Here is a 22,338-nt window from a genome sequence, read left to right on the forward strand (position 1 = left end):
CACAAATATGACTTTATTGACCACCCAGCGGGCATCGCTGATGCTCGCGACGCTTTGCTGCGCTTCTCATTCGGCGGTTTATGCAGGTTTTCTCGACGATGGAAAAGGCAGTCTGGAGCTGCGTAATTTCTATTTTGATCGTGATTTCCACGGTGACTCCGCAACCCAGTCCAGACGCAACGAGTGGGCCCAAGGTTTTATGTTGAAGTTGCAATCCGGTTTTACACCAGGCCCGGTTGGTTTTGGTCTCGACGCCGTGGGCATGTTGGGCATTAAACTCGACTCTGCTCCGGATCGTTCCGGTACCGGGCTGTTGCCACGCGGAGCGGACAAACGGGCTGTCGATGACTATTCAAAGGCCGTTGGCACGTTCAAGGCCAAACTCTCGGAAACGGAGGTTCGAGTGGGTGGTCTCAGCCCTCAGCTGCCGTTGCTGGCTTCCAACTACAGCCGGCTATTCCCGCAGTGGTTCAACGGCGCCCAAGTGGTGAGCAAGGATCTGGACAAGTTTACCTTCACGTTCCTGGAGGTCGACTCCACCAAGTTACGTGACTCCACTGATTTCGAAGACCTGACGGCGATGGCACAGCAGGGTGCTTATTCCGCAACCGTCACCAGCGATCGGTTGTACTACGCGGGGGTTGACTATCAGCCGCTGAAAAATCTGACGCTGAGCTTGCATACAAGCCAGCTTGAGGATCTGTTTCAGCGTAATTTCGCCGGGCTCAAATTCAAGACGGGGATAGGGCCGGGTGATGCGTTCACCGAGTGGCGTTATTTTTCCGCCAAGGAGCAAGGCCGTGACTTGCTTGGCAAAGTCGACAACCGAACCTTGAGCACCAACTTCGGTTATTCGATCGAGGGACACACCTTCAGTGGAGGCTACCAGAAAGTAAGCGGAGGTACGGCTTACGCCTACGTGGGCGGCACCGACTCTTATCTGTTCAGCGAACAGCAGATCAGCACCTTCGCGTTGGCAAATGAACGCGCCTGGATGGCGCGTTATGACTACGATTTCGCCGCACTTGGAATTCCCGGGCTGACCTTCAACATGCGCTATGTGAAGGGCGACCAGGTAGATCCGACGAATGTCAGCAGCGTCAAGGCCCGCGCCTTGCGGGCCTCGGGTGGGAAGGGTGAAGAATGGGAGCGAACGACCGACCTTACCTACGTCGTCCAGTCAGGCGCTTTCAAGAACGTATCGCTGCGTTGGCGTAACGCAACCATGCGCTCGAACTTCGCTGATTCGACAGATGAAAACCGGGTCATCATGGGTTACACCTTTTTGTTTTAGCCAAGCCCGATAGCTGCCTTTTAGCCAGCGAGAGCATGAACTCTAGCTGTAAAAAAGCCCCGCACGATGCAGTCGGAGCGGGTTTTTTTTATGTGTTGTGTGGGGAGGGAGTCCCGTATCAATTTTTGTACCCATGACTGCGTTTTGGTAGGAGATTCTGAGTTTTGCCTGGGCATTAAGTCCTTGATTTCATTGCCCCTGATACCTTAGTAAACCCGGTTCCTATCTGTTGTGACGGGTAGGAACCGACCTGCAATGGACATCCGGCTAATAGAGAACAGTTTCCGATCCAGAGCATCGTCTGAACAGTAATATGCGGATGACTTTCTAACGGCTCCCATTCGTCCATGAAAGCAAAACCTTGTTTGAGATAGAAGTTCGTGGCTCTTGCATTGTCGGGTGATACGTCGAGAAAAACGCAATCAAAGCCTTGCGCGATAGCGCGAGCTTTTCCACTGTTCATCAGTGTATGCGGCAGCAGTTTGATAACTGACGCCAAATGCCTCTGGCCCAGAATGCGTAAAAACGCTTCGCCAAAATTGAAGTGTACGCGTCTACGTTAAATCTGAAATTTATCGGCACATGTCAGCAGATGTGGATTTCGCATAGAAGCGCGATTTCCAGTCCGGTTTTGAGTGCCTGTCGCGCTGAAAGACGTTTTCACAGCCTCAACCCATTGCAGCCGGTCAGATTGGCCATTCCGCCCCGTAAACCAGGCATGGCTGAAGTATGGGCTGTCGGACTTTTTCAAAAGACAGAAACGACAAAGCCCTGAAAAATCAGGGCTTTGTCGTATAAAGATGGCGGAGGCGATGGGATTCGAACTCATGGACCTGTTACAGTCGACGGTTTTCAAGACCGCTATTCAAAGCCGCTGAATTCGCGGCTTGTGGCTCTTTTTCGTTACATTACTTTTGTTTTACAGCCCCTCTGTAGACCGCGTTCTACAAGGGGCTCAGTTTGAGTTTTGTAACGCTTTTTTCGGCTATTTTGACGGCTTCGCAATGGCACCAATCCGACGGTAAACACGCTCCGTGATGTCGCCTTTGGTGTGACCCAGAAGCAGGCTCGCATCGCCGACGTCGAGGATTTCCGACGCAGCTTTTGGCCGGATATCGCGGAACTGGAATCCACTTATCTTTGTCGCTAGCAGCTCGTCGCCGATCTCGATCGCGGCCAACTTTGCTTTCTCGCGCGCAATGTCCCAACGCTTTCTCAGCATCGTCGCGGTCATCCGCTTTCCGTGCCTACTTACGATCAGATAGTTCGAGACGTGTTGAGCGTTGCGTTCGGATATCTCTGCGATCAGCCGGCCAAGACTGTTTGCTTCACCGCCGGCGGTCACCTGTATTCGAAGCTTCTTGTGCGTTTTGTTCTGCTGCACGCCCAAATATTTCCCCTCGACATCATCCTTTCGCATGACCAGGACATCTGCTGGCCGTTGCCCCGTCAGGTAGGCCAGGTCCATCGCGTCTTTCAGCTCTTGAGCTGCCTTCTTGTAAACCGCATCCCAAACCACATCATTTGCGTAGTAGTCCCGCGGCGTTTCCTTGTTCTTGCGCACACCCTGGCACGGATTCTCCTTGGTCGTGAGCCCCCATTCTCGGGCGATATTGAACACATGGGAGAGAGTGGCAATCTCGCGATTCGCCCGAACCTTTGCCGTCCGTGCATCCCGGTACCCGGCAATCGTGGCCGGGGTGATCGAGTCAATGGGAGCGCTGTCGAACATGGGCCGCAGCTGCTTGATCTCCGACAGATTGTCCTTCTGGGTGCGCGGCGCTTTCTTGGAGACGATGTCGCGGATGTACCTATCAAAGATCCCCTTCATGGTGCGCAGGTCAATTGGCTTTTCCTTGGCTTCGAGTTCTGCCCATTTGATCCTGGCCAGGTCCAGGTCTTTGCCCAATGGGATCGCCTTGCCGGTCATGTCCAGGTAGTAATAGGCAATCCAGTCCTTTCCGCTTTTGCGTGGCCGCGTCCATTGATACATTCGGGGCGGCAATTTGCGTGTTTCGGCCTTGCGGGGTCGCATATCAATTTACTCGCGAGAAGTCGGGCGTCCATGCCGGCGCGGCCGGCGGTGGGTTGGGATCAGCGATGGTCGGTGAGACCATGCCCAGCTTCATGCGGGCATACATCCGGCCAACCAGAGGACGCTTGCCGCGACTTTCGATAAAAACCCATTGGCGATCAACCAGCCAACGTCGCTGGTAGGCCCGGGCCTTGTAACCGGTGAGGTCCGCCAGCTCTTCGTCCGAGAGAATTTCATTTTCCATAGCAATGCTCCATGCCGCACGTGGCGGCAGAAGGTGGGAAGGGGTTAGGCGGTGGCTTTGGTGGCCAGCTCGCAGTCAGCGGCCAGTTTCAGAAGGTTGCGGGTGGTCGGTCTGAAGCTTCCGGTGTCGGGATAGCATTCAAACTCATGACCTTCCGGGAAGGATTCGAACGGTCCATGCCAAGGCCAATTGCTTTTCCAATCCGCCCATACGGTGTATGCGTCCTGACCTTCACCCCAGTAGTCGGTGCCGCCGCCGACACTCCATACGTGGCTAACGCGGGTGCGCTGCTTGTACGCAAGCTCGCTCGGCTCGTCTTTGTCGATCCAGACGCCAACGAATACCGATGGGGCAATTTCTACCAGGCGCTTGCTGAGCTTTTTCTCGATGCGGGCTTTCATCGCCGTGGCCCCGTGTAGATGAGCCAGGCCATGTAGGCGAGGGCGGGGAGGATCATGGCGTCACCTGTGATTTCAGATGAGCCAGCGCGAAAACAATCCCTCGGCAGTAGCCATCTTCCCCTTCCCAAACATCGAACGTGGCATGCGGGATATCGGTTTCGTATGTCCAACTGAACCCGTTCTGATCCCAAATAGCCTGGATGGACTCGGCACTCGCTCTGCGTTTTACGAAATCAGCGATCGCTTCATCGTCGTCATCATCAATCTGCGATCTATCCAGCAGGCCTTTGGCATCTATCCAAGCAGTGCCGCCGTTGTAGCAGCCGAACTCATCACGTATGGCGCCTTCGAATTCCATCAGATCATCGCTGGCGCCGAAGACGATCACGAGGCCGGCAGCTTTGGCCGCGATCTGGTCTTTGGCGATGGCGCGGTGCGCTGGGTACTGAATTCCGTTCAGTTGTGCTGCGAGCTGATCTCTAGGCATGACTGTTCCTTTGCCGCTATAGCGGCTGACTTTGAAGGGGTGTTTGTGGGGTAAAACGCGTTTGTATCAGAACATTTGAATCATTTGCTTTGGCCGTGCTCTACCGCCTGAGAGACAGCTGTTTCTCGATGGCGGTGAACTCCGCCCAGGTATTTGCAATGACATCGTTTGAAGAGTTTCGAATCAAATCCCATGGGCTGCTCATCGAGCTGGATGCAGCTACTACGGTAATGATGGCTCTTGTCTCATCGAGGCGTAATTCCGGACCTGAGTGGGATGTAGCGACAAAACGGCATCAAGAGGCCTATCAGCATTGGAATGTATTTCTCAATCTTCCAACCGGTCCTAAAAAACCTCCGGCCGATGGTTGACCGGCTATTTGAAAGTTACTATTTGCCTATCAATGGAGAGCTCATATGAGTCAGCGAGCAAACCTTTTGGCAAAAGCGTTAGCTGTGCACCAATCTTATGGGGAAGCCACAGACACGCTCGCTAGATTGCAGCGTCAAAACATGGCAGATGGGCCTGAATGGGTTGATGCATTTGACCGTCAGCAACAGGCATTAGAGACGTGGTCTAAGTTGTCACGAGCATTTGAATACTTCCGTGCTAGTGACTGATCCTTCATTCATTCCGGGCGCTTGTGATTTTGCCATGGGCGATCTCAAATCGACCCAGTGATAAGGCCAGATGAATTATTCGCTGTGCCCGCAGTCATTAACTTGAGGCGCAATTGTTCCTCAATGACGGTGAGCTCCGCTCAAGGATAAAGACCATGGCATCTATCGACGACTTCAGGGTCAAATCAAACGAGCTCCTGTTAGAGCTCGACGCGGCTACCATGGCAATGATGACGCTGGTGTCATCCAAATGCGTTTCAGGTCCCGACTGGGATGTGGCTACCAAAAGACAATGCGACGCTAATGCACGTTGGGACGCCTTTATAAATGTCCCCAGCGGGGTGGGTTCCGGTGACTCCCCGCTTGCCCTGTGACCGTTTAAAAGCCGTTCAATGTTGCTCTGTAGGCTCGCTTTAAAGCGGCGAGAATCAATGCGGGGAGCAGATATTTTTGGCCAGCATTGACGCTGGTTTTTGCTATTTGACGCAGTCACTTGAGAGTGATGTCAGAATAGCCTGATAGGCACATAGGCTCTATTCAGTGCCAGACCTATGACAGGCGCGCGCCCCAATGAGCAACTCAGATGATTTCCGCTTCCAGTCCCACCACCTTTTGCTTGAACTCGATGCTGCTACCAACCACATGATGATGTTGATATCAGCACGACAAGCTGCAGGTTATGCGTGGGATGAAGCTGCCAAGCGTCAAAAGCTGGCTTACGAAGCGTGGGCAGTTTTTTTATACGCCCCTCAAACTGATCCGATGCCATCCCTCGACGGTCGAGCAGCAGGTAGCTTCGGTCCGCTTGCAGACTGACGAATCTCCATCCATATCAGATCATGGGCATTCACAACCGTCATGCCGAGGCGTTCAGCGATCAGCACTTCGAGGCGGGCGCCCTTTGAGGTGGGCCAACCTGGCAGCCTGGCCACGGTGTCGCAGTCCATCAGGGCGGCGATGTCGCGGCGCATGCAGTCGTTCCAGGACCCGCCGTCAGGGTTGACCTCGGCGGGGTTGGTGACGGCGTGGCCAGCATCGCGCAGCTTGGCGGTCATTGCTGCGAAGGCGGGGAAGTTGAGGCCGGGCAGTCCGGTCATTGGCCCGCTGAGGTAGATGCGCTTCATGCGGCCACCTGCTGCTCATGACGCAGGGCTTCCTGCACCGCCTCGACGACACGGTGTAGGTACGTGAACTCGTGGTTGGGTTCGTTGGCTTTGTCCTGCAACGTGTAGTGCCATTCGTCACCGAACAGCTCGGCCAGGATCTTGTTGTGGTGCCAGCACTCGTTGGGTGTCTCGATACTGCTCAACGACTCGCAGTCGTTCCACAGTTCCCGGGCCTCTGACTTTGACAGCTCGCCGAGTTCCCAATCACGTCGCCCGGTCTGTTGCCGGCGGCGCTGGAGAATGCACAGACGAGCCAGTTGCTCTAGGGCATCGCCACTGAACTTGGTCGAACTGATACCGCGGTCCAGGCAATTGAGCACGTACTCGGCGTGGCAGTTGATAACGAACTGAGCCAAGGTGCGCTGACCCATGCCGCCCCAATAGGCGTTCCAACTCTTGTCCCAGCAGTTGATGGTGATCTTGCCTTGGCCGGACCAGTACAGCGGGTCCTGCTCGGTAGGGCAGTCGCGCCGCCCGAAGTCCTCGAGGAACACGGTGATCGGGTCGAGCCTTGGCGCGCCGGTGATGACCAGCTTCGTCACGGTCGAGCGCTCAACCTTCAGCGGCTCAGCGATTTTGTTTTCTGTGGGCATGGGGCGTCCTATGCCGGGTCATGCCCGGGCGGCTGGCGTGAAGTGACTTTGTGGGCTATTGGTTGATGATCCGGCATGAGGTCGGACCAAGGAGTAGCGCATGAGTGAAGGTTGGCCTCCCTATATCCACGTCTATCGAGAAGAAAACCTACTGATCTCATTTTCGGTGAGGGGGAATTACCAGAGGATTTTCATCTCTCCTGACCAGCAGCCCGATAGGCCCGCTGATAGTCAGCTGGTCGTGTACGATGTGATTTTTGGAAGCTGGCCGACGTATGAGGAGGCGCTTAACTCCGGTATTAAGGCAGCCGAGAAGTTCGTCGACGATCACTGGGCGACTTAGGCTGCCTGGCTTTCCTGCTTCGGCGGCCATTCCGCAAAGCCAACTTTTGGCGCCTTCGTTTTCGGGTTGATGATCGGCTTGCCCTTGGCGTCAGTCAGTACTGCCTTTGACCTGATCCGCATATCGCGGCATTGAAGCGTCTTGCGGGCCAGCTCGATGAACTGCTCGGCGTACTGAGGCGCATCAAACAGAGGGGAGAGCTGGCGCACCGTACCCCCCCATTATTTGCTCGGTCTTCTTCTCGACCAGAGCCAGCCATTCAACCAGAGGAATTTGCTCGACGCCGCCTGGTGCCTGAAGATTCTTGCGGGTCCCTTTTATGCGCTTCTTGGCTTCGGCGAAGGCGACTGGGCGGGTCATGCCAAACACTGCAAATGTGCTCATGGGTTATCTCCAGGCAGACGCCTGCCTCGCCGGCTGGCGTGATTCGTTAAGTAAATTGAGTAGAACTGACGGAAGGTGTCAGTGGCCAAAGCTGTGAAATTGGTGTTTGATAGCGATGGCGTTTTGATGCCTAACCAGCGGGAGTAACAATATGAGTGAGACTATTGATCACAATACTGGGCGCCCAATTGATGCCGGCGTAGTGGCCATCGGTGTCGGTGCATTGGGTGCAGCTGCTCATTTACTGAATCAAGTAGCACAGCACAAAGAGATGCTAGGTTCAGCCGGGTCGGTAGTGGTTGGAGCAGTCACGTCCAATCCGAAGGTTGTCTTGGGAGTCGCCGCCGCTGTAGGTGCCGGCTACTGTATTTATCGCCTCACTCAAAGTGGAACCAATTTTGAGTTTGGCAAACTCAAATACTCAAGGAAGTAACGCCACTTATACGGATGAACGACGTTCAAGAAGAATGTCCATCTGCGACGCGCCGTCGAGCCATGCTGCCGCGACTCGTCGTTCGGCCATTGCGGCATAGTCCGGGTTTAGCTCGCAGAGGATCGACTTGCGACCTTCCTGCATCGCGACCACCGCTGTGGTACCAGCTCCTCCGAATGGGTCGAGCACGATTCCTCCGCGTGGTGCGCCGGCCAAGATGCATGGCCGAATCAGGTCGGGCGGGAAGGTGGCGAAGTGGGCACCTTTGAAGCTGTGCGTCGGTACCGACCAGACGCTGCGTTTGTTTCGCTCGCTCGGCATCACCGCAAGGGCTGAGTTCATCGACTCGTTGTCTTTGATTCGCCCCCGATCGCGCTCTTCGCCGTCGGTGCCATGACCCCAGCCAACCCCATTCGATTTCCTGGCCACTGCTTTCATGTTGCCGTTGCTCTTCGCCCCGCCGTTGGCCCGCTCACTGCCGATCTGCGCAAGAACATCCTGCGAGAGCCGGTTGTGTGTGTTCGGTGAGCAGGGTTCGAGGATCGCGCACTGGTCGAAGTAGTACTTCTGTGACTTGCTCAACAGGAAGATGTATTCGTGGGACTTGGTGCACCTGTCCCGGACGCTCTCCGGCATTGGATTGGTTTGTGCCAGATGATGTCTTGGCGCAGATACCAGCCATCATCCTGGAGCGCGAAGGCCAGACGCCACGGCATGCCCATCATGTCCTTTACCTTGATCCCATCCGTCAGCGGCGCGCGATCTGGTGAGACGGCAGCTCGATCGCGGCGAAACGACAGATTGCCGGTGGAGCGCGCTGCGTAGCTGTCGCCCATGTTCACCCAGGCCGTGCCGTCGTCGCGGAGAACTCGACGCACTTCGCGGAACACTTCAACAAGGCGGGCAATGAACTCAGCTGGTGTTTGCTCCAGGCCTATTTGCCCGTCGACGCCGTAATCCCGCAACCCAAAGTAGGGCGGGCTGGTCACGCAGCACTGCACTGACTGGTCGGGCAGGGTCCGCATCATGTCGATGCAGTCGCCGACCAGTATCTGGTGGGAAGGGGTCATAAGTAATTTCCAGTCAGGCGCCGCCCTCCGTGACCGGATGCGCAGCGTGGGTAGTGTTTATTTCGGAATGTCGATCTCGTCGTCAGGCTCTGGTGGATCGTCGACGAGCGACTTCAATCCGGCCTCTATCAAAATGCGCGACACCTTTTCGCTAACGACAAAAGGTGTCGTGACACACTTGAGCATATGCGCCGCCGTTTCGAAGTCGGCGGCGATCACATTGCGCAGCAGGTTCTGATACACCTCCTGCTGGTTGTTGAAGCCATGCTCCTTCATCAGCCGCTTGAGGTCGGGCATGAACACGCCAGCTACCTCAACAGTGAATCGGCCGATTCCCTTCTTGGCATCTTCGGCGGCCTTCTTCTCGCGCTTCTTGCGCTGCTTGATGGCTTCCGCTGTTGGCTGCGGTTCTTCCGTCGGCAGCTGTAGTTCTTCGGCCATGGCCTACCTCTTCAATTCCGTGGGCCGGTAGATCCAGCCAGGTTTGTCGTTTGCGTTGCTGGACGCGGAACCGTCTCATGCCGCTGCCTTGACCTGACTCCAAGCCCCGACCGCTTCAAAAATCCGCGCTGCGTGAGCCTCGTCGAGCGATAGCGATTCAGGAATAGCTATCCAGCCAGAAGCCACCATCTGGCTTTGATTGGCTGAGTCGCGCAGCTTCTTGTAGCAATGCTCGATCACGTCTTCCAGGTGGTCGGAGAGATAGACTCCGTCCGGCGCCACCTCGATCGACTTGCTGTAGCGGTCGCCGCGAGCATCAATGCAGAGAGCGCTGAGGTAGATCGTCCAGCGGTGAGGGATCCCGCACACTGTTTGGCCAATCTTCCCTGGTGCGATGTTCTTCAGCGACTTGTAATTGATCATGCCCTGGTGCCCGCTGGGATCGATGTTCACCACCGCGACATGGTTGGTGGCCAGCAGCGAACGACACGATCGGTCGATGCGGGCCTTGAGGTTGTGCGGCTTGCGTTTGCTCATAATGCCTCCGCGAGTTTCCGCAGTGCCTTGCGCTCAGCTGCACTGATGGCGGGCCGGCGGCGCTTGAGGATGGTTCCGGGGTCGATATTTTTGGAACGCTCAGCCGGCGGTGGGTTGATTTGAGCAGCCTCCGATCGTGAGAAACGCCCGCCCGCGGCCATGTGCTGTTCGACCTGGCTGAAAAGCTCCAGCGCTTTCTCGCGCCGGAACGCGATGTCGTATTTCAGGTTGCTGATCATGCCGCCACCTTTACCAGCCTCACGCCGGCCATGCTGAACTTGGAACCCTGGTCCGCGACAAGCGCGTCGAGCGCTTCCCAGTTGACGGACAGAACCGAAAGAGGGGCTTGGCCGTAAGCCACGGCCTTGACCAGCGCCTCAAGATCGAAGACTTCAGCCTGCAAATTCGCAGGCTGGGTGACTGGCGCTGTCACCGGTTTGGATGCAGTCTGATGAGCTGCGGCAGCAACTCTTATTGGTGCTGGTGTCACAGCAGGTGCGGCTGTCACTACCGGCGCAGGTTCCACAACAACCGCGGCGGCCTGCTTCGCCTTGTCCTCGTCGGCGATCCGCTGCAGCTCTTCCTGACGAATCCGCTTGCGAGTGGCTTCGGCTTTCTCTTCCTCGGCCTTCTCATGTTCCGAGATCCGAAATTTGATCAACGTCACCAGGTCGTCATTGGCTTTTGTCACCAACTGCTGGATGTCGCTGAACAGGAATGCGTGATCGGCGGCCAGTTCGGCAAGGCTGGTCAGGTTCAAGCGAATGCAGTCGGCAGCTTGGCTGGCATCGATCTTCGCCCGGGCCAGTTCGGTATCAACAGCATCTTGCAAGCTGGCAATGGTGCGTTTGTTCTTCATGGCGCCAACGAAATCTGCGGCCACCGCTGGCAGCACGACCTTGCCCAGCGTCTTGTTGATTGCAGCCACGTGATCAGTCAGAGACTGTTCGGCCTTCTGCTTGATGTTGGTTTTGACCAGCAATTCCTGCGCCTTCACCAGCTTGTCGACTTTCAGGCGAGTTTCGCGGGCATGTGCTGATACCCGATCCAGAGACGAGAACAGTTCGTCAATGGTTGCGGTTTGCGACAGTGCTTGCTTCTTCGCGGCTGCGACAGCCTCTTCGACATCGCCGCACCACTTCAGGGCCTTCTTGGCGTCCGCGAAGTCCTGGTCCGTTTGCAGCGTGGTTTTCACCGAGTCGATGACCGCCAGTGCTGATTGCTCGAACAGCTTGAGGTTGCTCGCGGTAACCATGCCGGTGAGTTCGATACGCAGCGCTGGCAGTTCGTCGGGCGCCTTGCCGACGACGATCGAAGGGGCATCAGCCACTACATGGACGCCGAGGTCCGCTTCGAACTGCTTCCAGCCTTCGATCAACTGTTCGGCGCGGCCAGCGACCGGACGGTATTCCATGCTGACGAAGTTCTCGGCGGTGCCGTCTGAGCAAACGAAGATCACTCGCTCGGCGCCGCTGACCAGCAGCTGTTGCTCAAGTTGCCAGTAATAGTGCGGGGCCAGGTCTTCAGCCTTCACCTGGGCTACCAGCGATTCGTTCCAGAGCTTGTGCTCGAACAGTGTCTCGCCGAGCATCGTCGCGCCGTCCATCGAGGCCAGCAGGTTGCCCAGCGTGCCAACAACCGGATACAGCTCTTCGCCAATCATCACTTCGACCAGCGGGCGGGCCGCCGCTTCAGTGGCGTGGCCTTTGTCGAAGATGAACTGCTGCGACGGAGTCACGTCAGGGGAGATGCCGGTCTTCTTCAGGGTCAGCAGCTCGGTACGGGTCTGGTACTTCGAGGCGCCCTTCATGGCGGGGGCTTCGGAGGCGGTGAAGTGCTGGGCGCGCAGTGCGTGCCACTCGGCGGAGCCTTGAGCTACGTTATGGATTTTCATGCTGCTTCACCTTCGAGTGGCTTCAGTTTGTTGATGGAGTCGATTTGTTCGGCGGTCAGCGTGTATTTGCTGCTGACAGTGGCGATCACTTGTTCGGGCGACTTGCCGCCCTCGATCGCCTTCCGCCATTTCGGCAGGTTTTCTGCCAGCTTCTCGTCGGGATACGTCTCAAGCGCCGCCGGCGCCTCGATCTTGGCTACGCTCGCCAGTGGCTGGCCGGCCTCGCGCTCTTTCGGCATGTCCTGCAGCTCTTCGGCGACCGGCATGCCGCGCAACACATCAGGGAAGACGTCACGCAAGGCGAAGGCCCGGGCGCGCATCTGGCGCATGCGTTTCGGGTGCTGTGTCCAAGGGCCTTGTTTGCCCATCAGACCTGCCGTTTTTGCATCTTCCATGTCGAAGGTGCGCGCCTGCTCGTCTTCGCCGCGGCGCTTCACCCGGCAAGTGGCCGTGTGGCCGTCGTCGCTTTCGTAGACGTACTCGCACAGAGGTGAGCCGCGCACCAAGGCGATCACTGCGTCGCCCCAAAGCGCTGGCCGTCCGTTGATGACCGCGATGTTCTGCATCGCTTGCAGTGGTTGCAGGCCCAGCTCAAGCCCCCACTGGATGGCGACCAAGATGTTGCCCGGGTTGCCGAGAAACTCTTTCGGCACGATGGTCGACTTGGCCAGGATGTCGGCGAAAGCCATTGCCTCGGTAAGCGACGACGGCGTCAGGCTGAAGCTTTGCTTTGTGGTTAATTCGGACACGAGCGAATCCTTGCCGCGATGCACGCAGCGTTTGAAGGTGTGGGTTATTGAGTGAGCTGCGAGCAGTAAGCGCTTGCCAGCATCCAGGCAGCGAAGAAGAGCAGGGCGATGGCTGAGCCGCGCCAGAAGCAGTAGCGCTTGGCGCGCTGGTAGGAGGTCATGGCCGGACCCTCACCGCGATCCGGCCACCTTTCATGGTTGTAGCCAGGCGCTGCGGCAGGCTGGCGACCAGAACTTCCCGAGGTTTGCCAATCACCTCGTTGAAGGGAAGACCGAAGCCGAGCAGGATCAGCTTCGATTCGATCTCATCGAGCTGCTCATCGATGAGCGATTTAACCGGGGCAGTACTCATGACAACTCCTTGCGCTGCCGACAGACTTTCAGCAGGCGCTTGCAGTAGTGACTGAATTCTTCAAGGCTGATCAGGTGATCGGTCATCAGGTTGGTGATGATCTGCTGCACCAGAATGCTGTTGCCGGGAGGACTGTCAGGATGCTCCAGGCTATCCAGCGCCTCATCGATCAAGATGTACGGGCTCACGACTCGTCATCCTCGGCATCGGCGATCAGCCCGTCACTGGCGTAAGGCTCAAGTAGCGCCTCGGCGATCTCGAAAATCTTGCCGCTGACGTGGCCGCTCGGTCCGAGCAAGTTCGTGGCGAAGATTTTGACGTTGCCACCTACGTATGCCGCCGCCACCAGTTGCGCAAACCAATCCCCATCGTCGGCGCCGTCGATCTGCCGTTGCACCAGGTGTTCCTGAATTTTCGCGATGAACTGCTCTTGCGTGACCCCTTGCCAATGCCCGTGGCGGCGCAGGAACAGAACGTCACAACCCAACACCAACTGCTCGGCGTTGTTCTCGATCCAGCGGGTCACAGCTTCCTGATAACTCGAATCGTCTTCGGGCTCCGCGTTGTCGTGGCGAAGCTGGCATTTGAGTAGTGCGTTCATGGTCGCCTCCAGAGTGGCGGGTGTTGATTCAACAAAACTCGGCTGCACTCATCCGTTCCGCTGGTTGCCGTTGGGCGCGGAGGGGAGTGCATGCGGGTGGTGTCGGTGGAGAAAGTTACCCAAGCCCGCTGCTGGCGACGGCCTGGGTTTGCAGCATCAAGTTGTCTTCGTGTGCTGGGGTGGCCTACCGCAATTCCGGCCGATGCGCGGTGACATCGACGACCTACTGTCCGCTGCCTGAATGAGTGTTGGGCGCAGCCTTCAGACTTGCTGCGCCACGCGGGTGGATCGTTCAGCTACTTCATGGCGCATCCTCCACGACGTGGGCAACTCCCGAGCATTCCTCGGTAGTTGGTTGTGATGCAGGTGGGCGGTTATAGGCCGCAGTTTCGTCCGCATCGGTCTGCACTCAACCCAAGCTTCTTATGGGCGGCCTGCCAGCCACGTTATGGCAGTAACGCTGAGTGCAGACCGATGCGCTCTCAAGGAGAGGATCGGGCAGTTTTCGTCAGGCTGACGTGGCGCTGGTTTTCTAGTCGTCCACGTTGTAGCTGAAGTCGTCTTCGTCGCAGTCCACAACGATGGTCGCGGCACCGTAGTACAGGGCTGCTATGAGACGCTCCCAGCCGTTCCGGATACTGAGTTGCTTGCCGATTACATCGCCGTCGAGTTTGGCCGAGTAGACTTTGCCAACCTTGTCGCCGTCGTCGTTCTTGGCTTTGTCGTGGAAGTGAATGTGTACTGCGTTTTTCAGCGAATACACGCTGCGCTCTGATCGATGGGAATACCCGCCAGACCTGTGGGAGCTTTCTGGTTCGGGATCGAAATAGACATGAAGGAACGGCCCGTCGCTTTCGAAGCGAACCTCTGGGCGATCCCATCCGCTGCTATGCGCATCCTCTTTGTTGTCGTCGACGAACTGGTCGATCAGGGCCCTCAGGGAAACCTGAGCTGGAACTGCGCCTTCTGCGAGAACTTCGTCCATCGCCTCGTTGGCGCGTCGGAGCATGTCGCCTTCGATGCCGCTCGACAGCCAGCGCTCTCGAAGGGCGTTCCCGATCAGGTGGTTGTAGCGAGTTAGCTCGAACATGTCGCCAACGTTCGCGGGCATAGCTGCTTTGAAGGCCTCCTTAACTGCTTTGCCCATGTCGCCATAACTGCGAAAGGCGTCTTCGGCCAGATCCTTGAACATCTTCTCGACGTTTGCGTCGATGATTTCGCGTGGACGGTCGCTGGCGGCGAAGGTTTGAATTCGATCAGCGAGCATCTGTTGAAGTGTTTGTTCGCTCATTTGGTGCTCCGTGCTTGTTCGGTTGATTTCCCGTCTGGCCCTGTCGCCAAGGCCAGCCAGTGAAATCAAATAACCGCCGTCATGGTCTTGGAGCCGTCGCCATGCTCAGTGGTGAACATCATCGGGGCGGGGCGGCCAGCACGACGGATGAGGGCATTAGCTTGCGCAAATACTGGGTTTGGCTCGTCGTTGCCATCGGGCAGTAAAGTGCTGCATACCAAGCTGGAGCAGTCCTCTCCGTTCGGGCCTTCGCCGTCGTGGGCAATGTCGAAGCTCGCCATCATTGCGATGCCCTGGTCCTTGCAGATGCCGATGATTTGCTGCATGAGCGGGCTGATTTGGTCGTCGTAAACCTGTTCTTTATTCATCGTCATGCTCCGGTTGTTTTCCCAATGCCCCCGTCACCAGGTGCATCAGTGAAAATGTCCGTCAGTGCATGCGTTCCAGGTTCTCAGTAACTTGCTGCTCAACCAGATCTCCAATCTTGAATGTGTCGTCTATCGAGTAGTGCGGGTTGCATTCAGAGCAGTGGCCGGCCACTTCAATCTCGACGGCGTGCTGGACCAGCTCTTGGTCGCGGAAGCAGGAGGGGCAGCGAACAGCTTCAACGCCGCGCGCTTTAACCTTCCCGATGCAGCATTTCTCAGCGTCTTCCTTGTCGTCATGCGAATCCTCGCAAACGTCGCACAGCCAAACCTCGTTGATCTCAGGCTGGCAGCAGCTTTCCGCCTGATGGTGAAAGTCGTGCACCTCTTGGCAACTGCCACACTCATAAGCCTTTTTCGGCATCTCAATGCCCTCCGTTGATTTCCAATGCCGCCTCATCGAAGCGGCATCAGTAAATCTGTGGGTGCTTCATCTCCACCACGCGCATCGCCGGATTCATATCTCTGGCCGTCGTCGCACATTTCGTGTTCGGTGCTGGTACGGCTGGCTTGCGTGGTTTCGCGTACTCACATCTGGTAAGCACGGCCAGTTCCAGAGCTGGCGTGGCATCGACTATTTGTTGCTCGCACTTACCGGCTGAAACCCGGGGTAGTCGATGGCGAGGATCCTGAGTTGTTAAAGAGCGGCGGGTTTCTCGACCCTCCGCAGCTGGCCCCTGATTGGGTGCCGGTTGCGATGGAGTAAAAGTAGCACCGCTACTAAAACAAGTAAATAGCACTGCTAATATATTTTCAAGCGGACGTAAAAAAGCCCGCACGCAGCGGGCTGTCTGGGTAGGGAGTACCTTAATCGGTGATTGGGGAATATTTGCCGCTTACGGCATCCCTGAAGATAATTTCGCAGAAAAGCCTAGGGCCATCCCGTAGCGCCACCAGCGCTTCTTTCGCTTCATCCTTGGTTTCAAATGGGCCTGCGCCGACCGCCTGCCCTATCATCGAAACCACAGGGAATCCGGCTGTTGCAATGGCTTCCGCGGTGCGATCACGCTCCTCCTTATCTCTGCACGCGGTAGAGGCGACCCAGCCAGCCTTCAGCTGTGGAGTCTTGACCGCCTCAACATCAGCACCGCAATGCTTGCACTTGATGGCTGCGCTCTTGATCGATTCGGCACAAAGAGGGCAGAGGCGCGTATTTGCCTCAGCAGTCACCGACGTGCTGACAGCCTTTCCACCGAGCAATACCATGAGAAGGCCAGCCAGGGTGATCATCCCGCCGACAATCGTATGCACCTGGCGGTCAGCCATTAGTCCCAAGTTATTTACTCTGCCGCCTGCACCAGTTGCAACCGACACATCCATGCTCAGCGCGAATACCAGCCAGCAGATGCCGACGATCAACGCAAAAGTCCCAAATCCTTTCATTGGATCCCTCCCGTAATTGAGTACTGACTCTACCATTCGTGGCGCACTGCCACCATTGATCGGAATAGATCGTCGCCGCACTGAACATTTCGCCGATCCCGCCGATGAATACAGCATTGAATACTAAGGAAGGTCGCTATGCAGGCGGAAAAGAGAAAGGAAGCGCTGGAGACCTGGCGGGAAATACTCGACCAGTCAACGTCCTGGGAGGGTGCTGAAGAGCGGTACCACGAATTGGTGAGATCGGCGGATAAGATGGAAAAAGACGGTCTAATCAATAGTGACGAATGGCGTAAATTGGCGCGCAAGGCAGCAGTAGTTTTTGCAAATGTCTTAAATAACTGAGGTGATTGGTGCGGCTGGCCGCAGTCAATCCTCTGGATTTTCCTCTTCTTACGGCCTCCACCTGGCCATTAGATCTGCCATCAGCTCAGCTATGGCGTCAGTGCTGCCTTCCAGTACCTCTAGATGCGCGTTTATTCGTTTGGAAGCATCAGTTGAACCACGCTGGTCGATCCAGATGCCGATCTCCTCGATAGCAGACCCAAGAGCCATTACATTCTGATTGATGCGGTAGAGCAGGGCGGGGGTAGGATCGTCAGGCATGGGCTGTTCCTCCAGTTGTAGGGGGAAGCGTAGCAGGTGGGTGGTGGCGGAACGAAAAAAAACCGGCACTTGGCCGGACTCTCTGTAGACGGGGCCAAATCCCTTTGGCTGAATGCAGTGTGCTTGGTAGGTGTGACGAAGGCGTGACAGGGCAGATACGAAAAGCCGGTTGCTGGGTCAGGCTTAAATCTCGTAGTCGAGAATTACGAGAACACTCTTTGCCATGTCGTAAAGATTCATAAGCGAGTAGGCAAAAACTGAAATTACAAGTGTGGCAATTATTGGTTTTATACTTTCGTTGCCGGAAATGTAACTTGAAGAATTTGCCGTTAGCAAAACGATTGCGGACACTATTAGTGCAATTTGTTCACGTATTGATAACAGCATGTGCTCTTTGGTTTCAGTGAAGCTCTCAGGGCTCCCGTGCTTATCTGTAAGCTCTCGGATTTTTGTCAAAACAATCCCCATTGTTGCCGAGTTCACGGCAAGCAAAGCTACCAGTAAGTTTATTAAGTTATCTTTCAAAAAGCCATTAAGGTAGTGACTCTGAGCAAGGTTCTGAGCTTGATAGCAAATGCACCCTATCCCTAGGGCAATTAGAAAAGTAGTCAGAACCTGCTTTATCATTTTAATATATCCAAAATTGCCTGCACTACGAGTTTAGCATTTCCTTCAATGTTTACCTCATCTATTTCCAGCTCTCTACTCGCTCCTTTTGTTTTTACCTTTTTCTTTATCCCTCTAATCGTAAGTGCGATTGCGCCACCGCCATCGCCCGCATATGAAGCCAAGCCTCCAATGACAGGGTCATCCTTATCCAGAGTAAGGCTAGCATCGTGTGCAGCTTCTATTGCCAGAACGCCCTTTGTAGCGTTGGATTTCTTGGCTAGATTCTTCAGTCCGTCAGGTAGAACTCTAGATATGCCAGCCATGTTCGGCGTAATAAACTCAAACTCAACCTTTTTAACTCTGCCTTCGTAGGTCTTTACGAGATCCCAGAATGCTTTTTTCTCGAACAGGGGCTCCCACTCTACAACGAGTTGATAATTGTGCAAAAACGACTCTACGGACTTCATTGCCATGCGCATTACCGCATCGGTGCTTTGAAAGGCATTGCTGCGATGCTGAATTGCAATAATTTGTTGGTCGGGTTCGTTAAGTATCGCAAAAAGTATTTTTGGCCAGTTTTCAGTAGACTTTGTGCTAAAGTCTTTCGCTTCCAGTGTGATTGATCTGTTTGCTGCTAATCTAAATAAAAGAAAATTCCCTTCTTGGTGGATTGGCCTGACTGCTACATCCGTTCTTCCTGACTGAAAGGCTCCTTCGCTTAATAGAGCGCTTTTGAATATGTCGTTTTTTTGGCTTATCAAGTCTTCTATCGAGCTTGCGCCATATAGGTCGCCTTGAAAAAAACGGTCCCTTGGAAGTATTTGGTATCTATAAAGATGGAATCTAACTTTCGACACGGCCCGTCCCTGCGTTGTGCATCATATTGTTTTGCAAAGCCTTTCAGGGCGCGCAATAAGACCAGCTATTCACTCAACCTTCTCCCGCACAATCCTTCCCGCCTTCACCTCGTCAGCGCAAGCAGTCAGCCTGCCATTGCGATTCTCAGCGCCACCGCCGCCTCAAGCAGCTTATTTGCCTGGTTCGAGACGGCAGTCGCCAAGACATCATTTCCAGCGTCCTTCAGCATTGCTGCCAAATCGAGCAGTTTCCCCACCTCAATCTCAACGACGCGAACGGATTCGGTTATCTGGTATTGAAGTGAGTGCGCCATGCCGTCAGCCCTCGTTCCAGATCGGCTGGGATTCCCGTGGACCAGACGGTCCGCTGCACCTTTAATGATTGTCGCGACAACAGTTAACCGGATTAACACCTACGCCGGGGGCGTGTGACCCAAATCCCCACTGCGCAGCTACCCAGCCTCTGCCCGTACGATCCGACCACCCCGCACCTCGTCAGCAAACCCCAAAAGGCGCGACTCAGATTCTTGGTAGTTGCCGACGATCTTCAGCAGTGCGTCTGCTTCGGCCTGCTTTCCTGCCTCAGACTGCCCATGTGCCTTGCTGAGAATATCGGCGCTGGACCACTTGAGGAGGAATGCCGCTGATATGAGTGTGTCGTGTAGCTGCTGACTTTCCATCGAAATGCTCATGTAAATCCCTTTTAAATTTGGCTGCTAAATTTGACTGCTAAATTTGAGTGAGTTGCCCCACCGACTCCGACTTCCCCCGCACAATCCTCTCGCCCGCGACTTCCGCCGCATAAGCAGTCAGACGATCCTCGTCGTTATGGAAAATCGTGATCATGCGCATGATGGCCTGGGCATCAGCTTCATTCCCGGCCAGGCGAAGGCGTTCGGCGATGCGCAACAGCTCCACCGCTGACCACTTCAGATCGGAGGCGACACCCTGAAGGTCGCGCTTTAGTTCTTGGTTGGGCTTGTTGAGTCCCATCATCACTCCTTGGAAATCCACATGGCGCCCAGTCATCCCCGACGAGGCGCTCGGCGGACGGTTGACCACCAGAAAACACGACCAAGAATTCTGATCTCAGCCATCAGCTCCGGCGTGAAGATCTCGTCAGGATATTCCTCGTAGTTCTCGCTGCGAGCTCTGACATTGCCGCCTGGCATTTTGTAGAGATACTTGGTCCGAAGCATGCCTTCATGGTCAAAGGCATAGATCTCACCATCAATAATGTCTGTTTGGCCGCGATCGACGCCGACAGCTGCGCCATCCAGAATCATTCGCTCCATGCTCCTGCCGTGAACTCTCGCGCACATCGCGTCATTGATGCTTACACCAGCTTCGCGAAGGGTGGCCTTGGAGAAGCGCAGCTTCCTTCCTGGAACCTCAACTACGTGCGTCATGCCGCTTCCGGCAGACAACTGGACTTCTGCAAAATACGGAACCTCAACTTCATCATCATCGAGCGGGGTGTCCTCATCCCAAATACTCATGGGGACGAGGTCTGCGCTTCTACCAGGCTCCGCATCGCTCGGAGTCGAATTAAGGCTAACCATAGAAAGAAGGCGAGTACTCACTTGCTCGGGACTGAAGTCGAGCACCTTGGCCAGCCTGAGAAGCGCCTCAAGGTTCAGCGGAACCTTCCCGGTAGCGAACTGGCTGAAAGCGCTTTGCCCCGACCATCCGCACGCCTCGGCAACGTCTGCCTGTGTGAGGCTCTTCCCGGATGCTTTGGAAGCTGCTTTCTTTTCTTCATAAATAGCTTTGAGCCTGACGCTCTCGGCGAATTCTTCGGGTGTTAAAGGGCGTCTATTTTTCATACGCATAAGGGTATTAGCAGCGCTGTTTAAATCACAAATAGCGGTGCTAGTATTTTGTTGCTCGTAAAAAGCAGCACTGCTACTATCCATGGCGGATACCGAACCGTGGAAATTCCATGAAAACGATTCCTTTGAATGAATATCTCGAAAAGCACGGCACTCAGTCCGTGCTGGCTGCGGCTCTCGGGGTAAATCAGAGCGCGATTTCCCAGATGGTTAGATCTGGAAGAAACATTGAGATCTCGCTTCTTGATGATGGTCGCGTCGAGGCGAATGAAATCCGCCCGATTCCCGCTCGACCACGAAACACAAGTCACGCCGCCTAACTCAATCCCGTCCCATCCAGCGGAAGTGAACCAATGGCCTACAAAAACAAGACGCACCGCAACACCCACCAGCTGAAGTCGCGCCTCAATGACGCCGCTTACGCCGCTCTTGAGGTGGAAGCGTTAGCGCGTGAGATTCAGCCGGGCGCCTTGGTTCGTGAACTCACCTTGGCGGCTCTGCGGTTCAAGGAGGATTACGGGTACTTCCCATTGGTAGATGACGGCGAGTCGGACGAACTGGACGGCTTTCCAGCGCTGGGCGAGCTGGCCCGAGAGCTGAAAATTCAGCCTGGCGCATTAGTTCGCGACCTCATCCGCGCAGCCCTGAAAGCCAGGCGAGAGCAGGACACGATTTCCCAGGTTAACGACAAGAAACTTAGCGCCTGAGTAGGCCATGGAGGAGGCACCAATGTCTGCAATACCCGAAGTAGGGCAGTACACGCAGGACGAGAAGGATGAGCTTGAGCGCTGGGCAGATGAGGTTGGTATCGGCATGGATCAACTCGCTGACCGGATTTTGCAAATGACAGAGCTGGCGGTCGAGCGGCGCAGCGCTGCTCGCCTCGCAACGGGTAAAACAACCTTGCGAAGACGCCTCGCTGATCACTGCGCACAAGAAGCGCGGACAGGAAACGTGGTTTCAATTTTCCCCGTGAGGTAACGGTCTGGCCCCTTATTAGGGGCCAGCTTGGCAACGATTGGGCCGAGCGGGGCTGGCACCTAATAAGGGGCCAAGTAGAAAAAAGGGTCATGGGTTCATCCCTGATCAGTTGATGAATGATCGCGGAAGTAGTGGCTCGGTGCCACGCGAGAAGAAGAGGGGATTTCGCAATGGAAGAATTTGAAAGAACGCTGCACCGGGAAGTGAAGGCTGACGGCGGCACTGCGCTGGCCAAGCGGATGGGTGTGAACGAAACCACGCTGCTGGATTGCGCGAACCCAAACCGGGCGAATCACAAGATGAACATCCAGATGCTGGGGATGGTTCTGACTCACCTGCCACTGGAAGGGCGCCTGAGCGTGTTGAGCGCACTCACCAACCAGTTCGAATGTGACGTTGTGCTGCGCAAGCGTCCAGAGCCGAAGCCGCTCATGGCTGCGCTGTGCCATCTGACCGCCGAATGCGGCGACGTGGGCCGACTGATCTTCGACGCCACTTCTGACAACCACATCAGCCAACACGAAAAAGCCCAAGGCGATAAAGCCATCCAGGAAGCCATCGACGCGCTGCATGTGCTGCGCGAGTCGCTGAAGGCTGCCTGAATTTCAGACACAAAAAAGCCGACGGAGAAGGTCGGCTGATTCGCAAAACTAGAGAGCGCCGATTATGCAGAGCCAACCCAATTCAAGCAATACCCCGAACAATGTCGC

Annotated in this window: 37 protein-coding genes and 2 pseudogenes; 11 read left to right on the forward strand and 28 right to left on the reverse strand. The window is 55.7% G+C overall.

Annotated features, from left to right (window positions below; translation table 11 throughout):
- Nucleotides 1-40: 40 nt before the first annotated feature.
- A complete protein-coding gene (locus PFAS1_RS23170; protein ID WP_232252157.1) occupies nt 41-1,294 on the forward strand; it encodes an OprD family porin in 1,254 nt (417 codons plus the stop codon).
- A gap of 289 nt (nt 1,295-1,583) precedes the next feature.
- Here PFAS1_RS23170 and PFAS1_RS30035 read toward each other — a convergent pair.
- From PFAS1_RS30035 to PFAS1_RS23200, 5 genes and pseudogenes are all read right to left on the reverse strand, one after another.
- Nucleotides 1,584-1,745, reverse strand: a pseudogene (locus PFAS1_RS30035) (GNAT family N-acetyltransferase); the annotation flags it as partial.
- A 534-nt stretch (nt 1,746-2,279) separates the two neighbouring features.
- Complete coding sequence (locus PFAS1_RS23185) at nt 2,280-3,329, reverse strand: tyrosine-type recombinase/integrase (RefSeq protein ID WP_076030664.1); 1,050 nt, start codon at nt 3,327-3,329, stop codon at nt 2,280-2,282.
- Nucleotide 3,330: 1 nt separating this feature from the next.
- Nucleotides 3,331-3,573, reverse strand: coding sequence for a DUF4224 domain-containing protein (locus tag PFAS1_RS23190; protein ID WP_076030665.1), 243 nt, complete (start codon nt 3,571-3,573; stop codon nt 3,331-3,333).
- A 44-nt stretch (nt 3,574-3,617) separates the two neighbouring features.
- A complete protein-coding gene (locus tag PFAS1_RS23195) occupies nt 3,618-3,974 on the reverse strand; it encodes a hypothetical protein (RefSeq protein WP_076030666.1) in 357 nt (118 codons plus the stop codon).
- A gap of 52 nt (nt 3,975-4,026) precedes the next feature.
- Nucleotides 4,027-4,461: a hypothetical protein gene (locus PFAS1_RS23200; protein ID WP_076030667.1), complete on the reverse strand. Its 435-nt coding sequence runs from the start codon at nt 4,459-4,461 to the stop codon at nt 4,027-4,029.
- A 158-nt stretch (nt 4,462-4,619) separates the two neighbouring features.
- Between PFAS1_RS23200 and PFAS1_RS23205 the strand changes: the two genes are divergently transcribed.
- Together PFAS1_RS23205 and PFAS1_RS23215 are read left to right on the forward strand one after the other, a co-directional pair.
- Nucleotides 4,620-4,832: a hypothetical protein gene (locus PFAS1_RS23205; protein WP_076031580.1), complete on the forward strand. Its 213-nt coding sequence runs from the start codon at nt 4,620-4,622 to the stop codon at nt 4,830-4,832.
- A 404-nt stretch (nt 4,833-5,236) separates the two neighbouring features.
- Nucleotides 5,237-5,455, forward strand: coding sequence for a hypothetical protein (locus tag PFAS1_RS23215; RefSeq protein WP_076030669.1), 219 nt, complete (start codon nt 5,237-5,239; stop codon nt 5,453-5,455).
- Between the two features lie 375 nt (nt 5,456-5,830).
- Here PFAS1_RS23215 and PFAS1_RS23225 read toward each other — a convergent pair whose 3' ends face one another.
- Together PFAS1_RS23225 and PFAS1_RS23230 are read right to left on the reverse strand one after the other, a co-directional pair.
- The gene (locus PFAS1_RS23225; protein WP_083671757.1) at nt 5,831-6,205 is read right to left on the reverse strand and encodes a DUF4406 domain-containing protein; all 375 of its coding nucleotides are present in this window, start codon (nt 6,203-6,205) and stop codon (nt 5,831-5,833) included.
- Entirely contained in the window at nt 6,202-6,840 is a 639-nt protein-coding gene (locus PFAS1_RS23230; RefSeq protein ID WP_076030671.1) for a phiTE_072 family protein, read from the reverse strand. Before PFAS1_RS23230 ends, PFAS1_RS23225 begins: the two co-directional genes overlap by 4 nt.
- A 100-nt stretch (nt 6,841-6,940) precedes the next feature.
- On the opposite strand from PFAS1_RS23230, the gene PFAS1_RS23235 reads away from it, so the two are divergent.
- The gene (locus tag PFAS1_RS23235) at nt 6,941-7,183 is read left to right on the forward strand and encodes a hypothetical protein (RefSeq protein WP_076030672.1); all 243 of its coding nucleotides are present in this window, start codon (nt 6,941-6,943) and stop codon (nt 7,181-7,183) included.
- Here the strand turns inward: PFAS1_RS23235 and PFAS1_RS30040 are convergent.
- Entirely contained in the window at nt 7,180-7,392 is a 213-nt protein-coding gene (locus PFAS1_RS30040; protein WP_076030673.1) for a hypothetical protein, read from the reverse strand. The genes PFAS1_RS23235 and PFAS1_RS30040 overlap by 4 nt on opposite strands.
- Nucleotides 7,367-7,567: a hypothetical protein gene (locus tag PFAS1_RS30045; protein WP_076030674.1), complete on the reverse strand. Its 201-nt coding sequence runs from the start codon at nt 7,565-7,567 to the stop codon at nt 7,367-7,369. Before PFAS1_RS30045 ends, PFAS1_RS30040 begins: the two co-directional genes overlap by 26 nt.
- A 151-nt stretch (nt 7,568-7,718) precedes the next feature.
- Between PFAS1_RS30045 and PFAS1_RS23250 the strand changes: the two genes are divergently transcribed.
- Nucleotides 7,719-8,000, forward strand: coding sequence for a hypothetical protein (locus PFAS1_RS23250; RefSeq protein ID WP_076030675.1), 282 nt, complete (start codon nt 7,719-7,721; stop codon nt 7,998-8,000).
- 6 nt (nt 8,001-8,006) lie between these two features.
- On the opposite strand, the pseudogene PFAS1_RS23255 reads toward PFAS1_RS23250, so the two are convergent.
- The 11 genes and pseudogenes from PFAS1_RS23255 to PFAS1_RS23305 all read right to left on the reverse strand — a co-directional run bounded on the left by PFAS1_RS23255 (nt 8,007) and on the right by PFAS1_RS23305 (nt 15,303).
- Nucleotides 8,007-9,070, reverse strand: a pseudogene (locus tag PFAS1_RS23255) (DNA-methyltransferase).
- 57 nt (nt 9,071-9,127) lie between these two features.
- Nucleotides 9,128-9,511 carry a hypothetical protein gene (locus PFAS1_RS23260; RefSeq protein WP_076030676.1) on the reverse strand — a complete coding sequence of 128 codons (384 nt, stop codon included), beginning with the start codon at nt 9,509-9,511 and terminating at the stop codon, nt 9,128-9,130.
- Between the two features lie 75 nt (nt 9,512-9,586).
- A complete protein-coding gene (locus tag PFAS1_RS23265; RefSeq protein WP_076030677.1) occupies nt 9,587-10,048 on the reverse strand; it encodes a hypothetical protein in 462 nt (153 codons plus the stop codon).
- Nucleotides 10,045-10,287: a hypothetical protein gene (locus PFAS1_RS23270; protein ID WP_076030678.1), complete on the reverse strand. Its 243-nt coding sequence runs from the start codon at nt 10,285-10,287 to the stop codon at nt 10,045-10,047. Before PFAS1_RS23270 ends, PFAS1_RS23265 begins: the two co-directional genes overlap by 4 nt.
- Nucleotides 10,284-11,942 carry a YqaJ viral recombinase family protein gene (locus PFAS1_RS23275; protein ID WP_076030679.1) on the reverse strand — a complete coding sequence of 553 codons (1,659 nt, stop codon included), beginning with the start codon at nt 11,940-11,942 and terminating at the stop codon, nt 10,284-10,286. The genes PFAS1_RS23270 and PFAS1_RS23275 overlap by 4 nt, the downstream gene beginning before the upstream one ends.
- Nucleotides 11,939-12,691 (reverse strand): recombinase RecT, encoded by a 753-nt coding sequence (locus PFAS1_RS23280; protein WP_076030680.1) that lies wholly within the window; start codon nt 12,689-12,691, stop codon nt 11,939-11,941. The genes PFAS1_RS23275 and PFAS1_RS23280 overlap by 4 nt, the downstream gene beginning before the upstream one ends.
- A gap of 157 nt (nt 12,692-12,848) precedes the next feature.
- Nucleotides 12,849-13,043, reverse strand: a complete 195-nt coding sequence (locus tag PFAS1_RS23285) for a hypothetical protein (RefSeq protein WP_076030681.1) — start codon at nt 13,041-13,043, stop codon at nt 12,849-12,851.
- A complete protein-coding gene (locus tag PFAS1_RS23290) occupies nt 13,040-13,231 on the reverse strand; it encodes a hypothetical protein (RefSeq protein WP_076030682.1) in 192 nt (63 codons plus the stop codon). Before PFAS1_RS23290 ends, PFAS1_RS23285 begins: the two co-directional genes overlap by 4 nt.
- Entirely contained in the window at nt 13,228-13,644 is a 417-nt protein-coding gene (locus PFAS1_RS23295) for a hypothetical protein (protein WP_076030683.1), read from the reverse strand. Before PFAS1_RS23295 ends, PFAS1_RS23290 begins: the two co-directional genes overlap by 4 nt.
- Nucleotides 13,645-14,176: 532 nt before the next feature.
- Nucleotides 14,177-14,935, reverse strand: coding sequence for a hypothetical protein (locus PFAS1_RS23300; RefSeq protein WP_076030684.1), 759 nt, complete (start codon nt 14,933-14,935; stop codon nt 14,177-14,179).
- 65 nt (nt 14,936-15,000) lie between these two features.
- On the reverse strand, nt 15,001-15,303 hold the full coding sequence (locus tag PFAS1_RS23305; RefSeq protein WP_076030685.1) for a hypothetical protein: 303 nt from the start codon (nt 15,301-15,303) through the stop codon (nt 15,001-15,003).
- A gap of 91 nt (nt 15,304-15,394) precedes the next feature.
- On the opposite strand from PFAS1_RS23305, the gene PFAS1_RS29605 reads away from it, so the two are divergent.
- Nucleotides 15,395-15,742 (forward strand): hypothetical protein, encoded by a 348-nt coding sequence (locus PFAS1_RS29605; protein ID WP_156886747.1) that lies wholly within the window; start codon nt 15,395-15,397, stop codon nt 15,740-15,742.
- A 425-nt stretch (nt 15,743-16,167) separates the two neighbouring features.
- On the opposite strand, the gene PFAS1_RS23315 is transcribed toward PFAS1_RS29605, so the two are convergent.
- Nucleotides 16,168-16,743: a hypothetical protein gene (locus PFAS1_RS23315; RefSeq protein ID WP_076030687.1), complete on the reverse strand. Its 576-nt coding sequence runs from the start codon at nt 16,741-16,743 to the stop codon at nt 16,168-16,170.
- Nucleotides 16,744-16,881: 138 nt separating this feature from the next.
- On the opposite strand from PFAS1_RS23315, the gene PFAS1_RS23320 reads away from it, so the two are divergent.
- Nucleotides 16,882-17,088 (forward strand): hypothetical protein, encoded by a 207-nt coding sequence (locus tag PFAS1_RS23320; protein ID WP_076030688.1) that lies wholly within the window; start codon nt 16,882-16,884, stop codon nt 17,086-17,088.
- Nucleotides 17,089-17,136: 48 nt separating this feature from the next.
- On the opposite strand, the gene PFAS1_RS23325 is transcribed toward PFAS1_RS23320, so the two are convergent.
- The 7 genes from PFAS1_RS23325 to PFAS1_RS23355 all read right to left on the reverse strand — a co-directional run bounded on the left by PFAS1_RS23325 (nt 17,137) and on the right by PFAS1_RS23355 (nt 20,731).
- Nucleotides 17,137-17,349 (reverse strand): hypothetical protein, encoded by a 213-nt coding sequence (locus tag PFAS1_RS23325; RefSeq protein WP_076030689.1) that lies wholly within the window; start codon nt 17,347-17,349, stop codon nt 17,137-17,139.
- Nucleotides 17,350-17,532: 183 nt separating this feature from the next.
- Entirely contained in the window at nt 17,533-17,976 is a 444-nt protein-coding gene (locus tag PFAS1_RS23330) for a hypothetical protein (RefSeq protein WP_076030690.1), read from the reverse strand.
- Entirely contained in the window at nt 17,973-18,815 is an 843-nt protein-coding gene (locus PFAS1_RS23335; protein WP_076030691.1) for a hypothetical protein, read from the reverse strand. Before PFAS1_RS23335 ends, PFAS1_RS23330 begins: the two co-directional genes overlap by 4 nt.
- Nucleotides 18,816-18,940: 125 nt before the next feature.
- Nucleotides 18,941-19,129 (reverse strand): hypothetical protein, encoded by a 189-nt coding sequence (locus tag PFAS1_RS23340; RefSeq protein WP_076030692.1) that lies wholly within the window; start codon nt 19,127-19,129, stop codon nt 18,941-18,943.
- A 138-nt stretch (nt 19,130-19,267) separates the two neighbouring features.
- Entirely contained in the window at nt 19,268-19,507 is a 240-nt protein-coding gene (locus PFAS1_RS23345) for a hypothetical protein (protein ID WP_076030693.1), read from the reverse strand.
- A 37-nt stretch (nt 19,508-19,544) separates the two neighbouring features.
- A complete protein-coding gene (locus PFAS1_RS23350) occupies nt 19,545-19,808 on the reverse strand; it encodes a hypothetical protein (protein WP_076030694.1) in 264 nt (87 codons plus the stop codon).
- Nucleotides 19,809-19,840: 32 nt separating this feature from the next.
- Nucleotides 19,841-20,731: a LexA family transcriptional regulator gene (locus PFAS1_RS23355; protein WP_232252158.1), complete on the reverse strand. Its 891-nt coding sequence runs from the start codon at nt 20,729-20,731 to the stop codon at nt 19,841-19,843.
- Between the two features lie 26 nt (nt 20,732-20,757).
- Here PFAS1_RS23355 and PFAS1_RS23360 point away from each other — a divergent pair, with 26 nt between their 5' ends.
- From PFAS1_RS23360 to PFAS1_RS23375, 4 genes are all read left to right on the forward strand, one after another.
- Complete coding sequence (locus tag PFAS1_RS23360) at nt 20,758-20,967, forward strand: Cro/CI family transcriptional regulator (protein ID WP_076030695.1); 210 nt, start codon at nt 20,758-20,760, stop codon at nt 20,965-20,967.
- 33 nt (nt 20,968-21,000) lie between these two features.
- Nucleotides 21,001-21,354 (forward strand): hypothetical protein, encoded by a 354-nt coding sequence (locus tag PFAS1_RS23365; protein ID WP_076030696.1) that lies wholly within the window; start codon nt 21,001-21,003, stop codon nt 21,352-21,354.
- 22 nt (nt 21,355-21,376) lie between these two features.
- Nucleotides 21,377-21,628, forward strand: coding sequence for a hypothetical protein (locus PFAS1_RS23370; RefSeq protein WP_076031582.1), 252 nt, complete (start codon nt 21,377-21,379; stop codon nt 21,626-21,628).
- Nucleotides 21,629-21,798: 170 nt separating this feature from the next.
- Nucleotides 21,799-22,230: a phage regulatory CII family protein gene (locus PFAS1_RS23375; RefSeq protein WP_033061777.1), complete on the forward strand. Its 432-nt coding sequence runs from the start codon at nt 21,799-21,801 to the stop codon at nt 22,228-22,230.
- Nucleotides 22,231-22,338 lie beyond the last annotated feature (108 nt).

It is taken from the genome of Pseudomonas frederiksbergensis (assembly GCF_001952935.1).
Classification (GTDB): Bacteria; Pseudomonadota; Gammaproteobacteria; order Pseudomonadales; family Pseudomonadaceae; genus Aquipseudomonas; species Aquipseudomonas frederiksbergensis.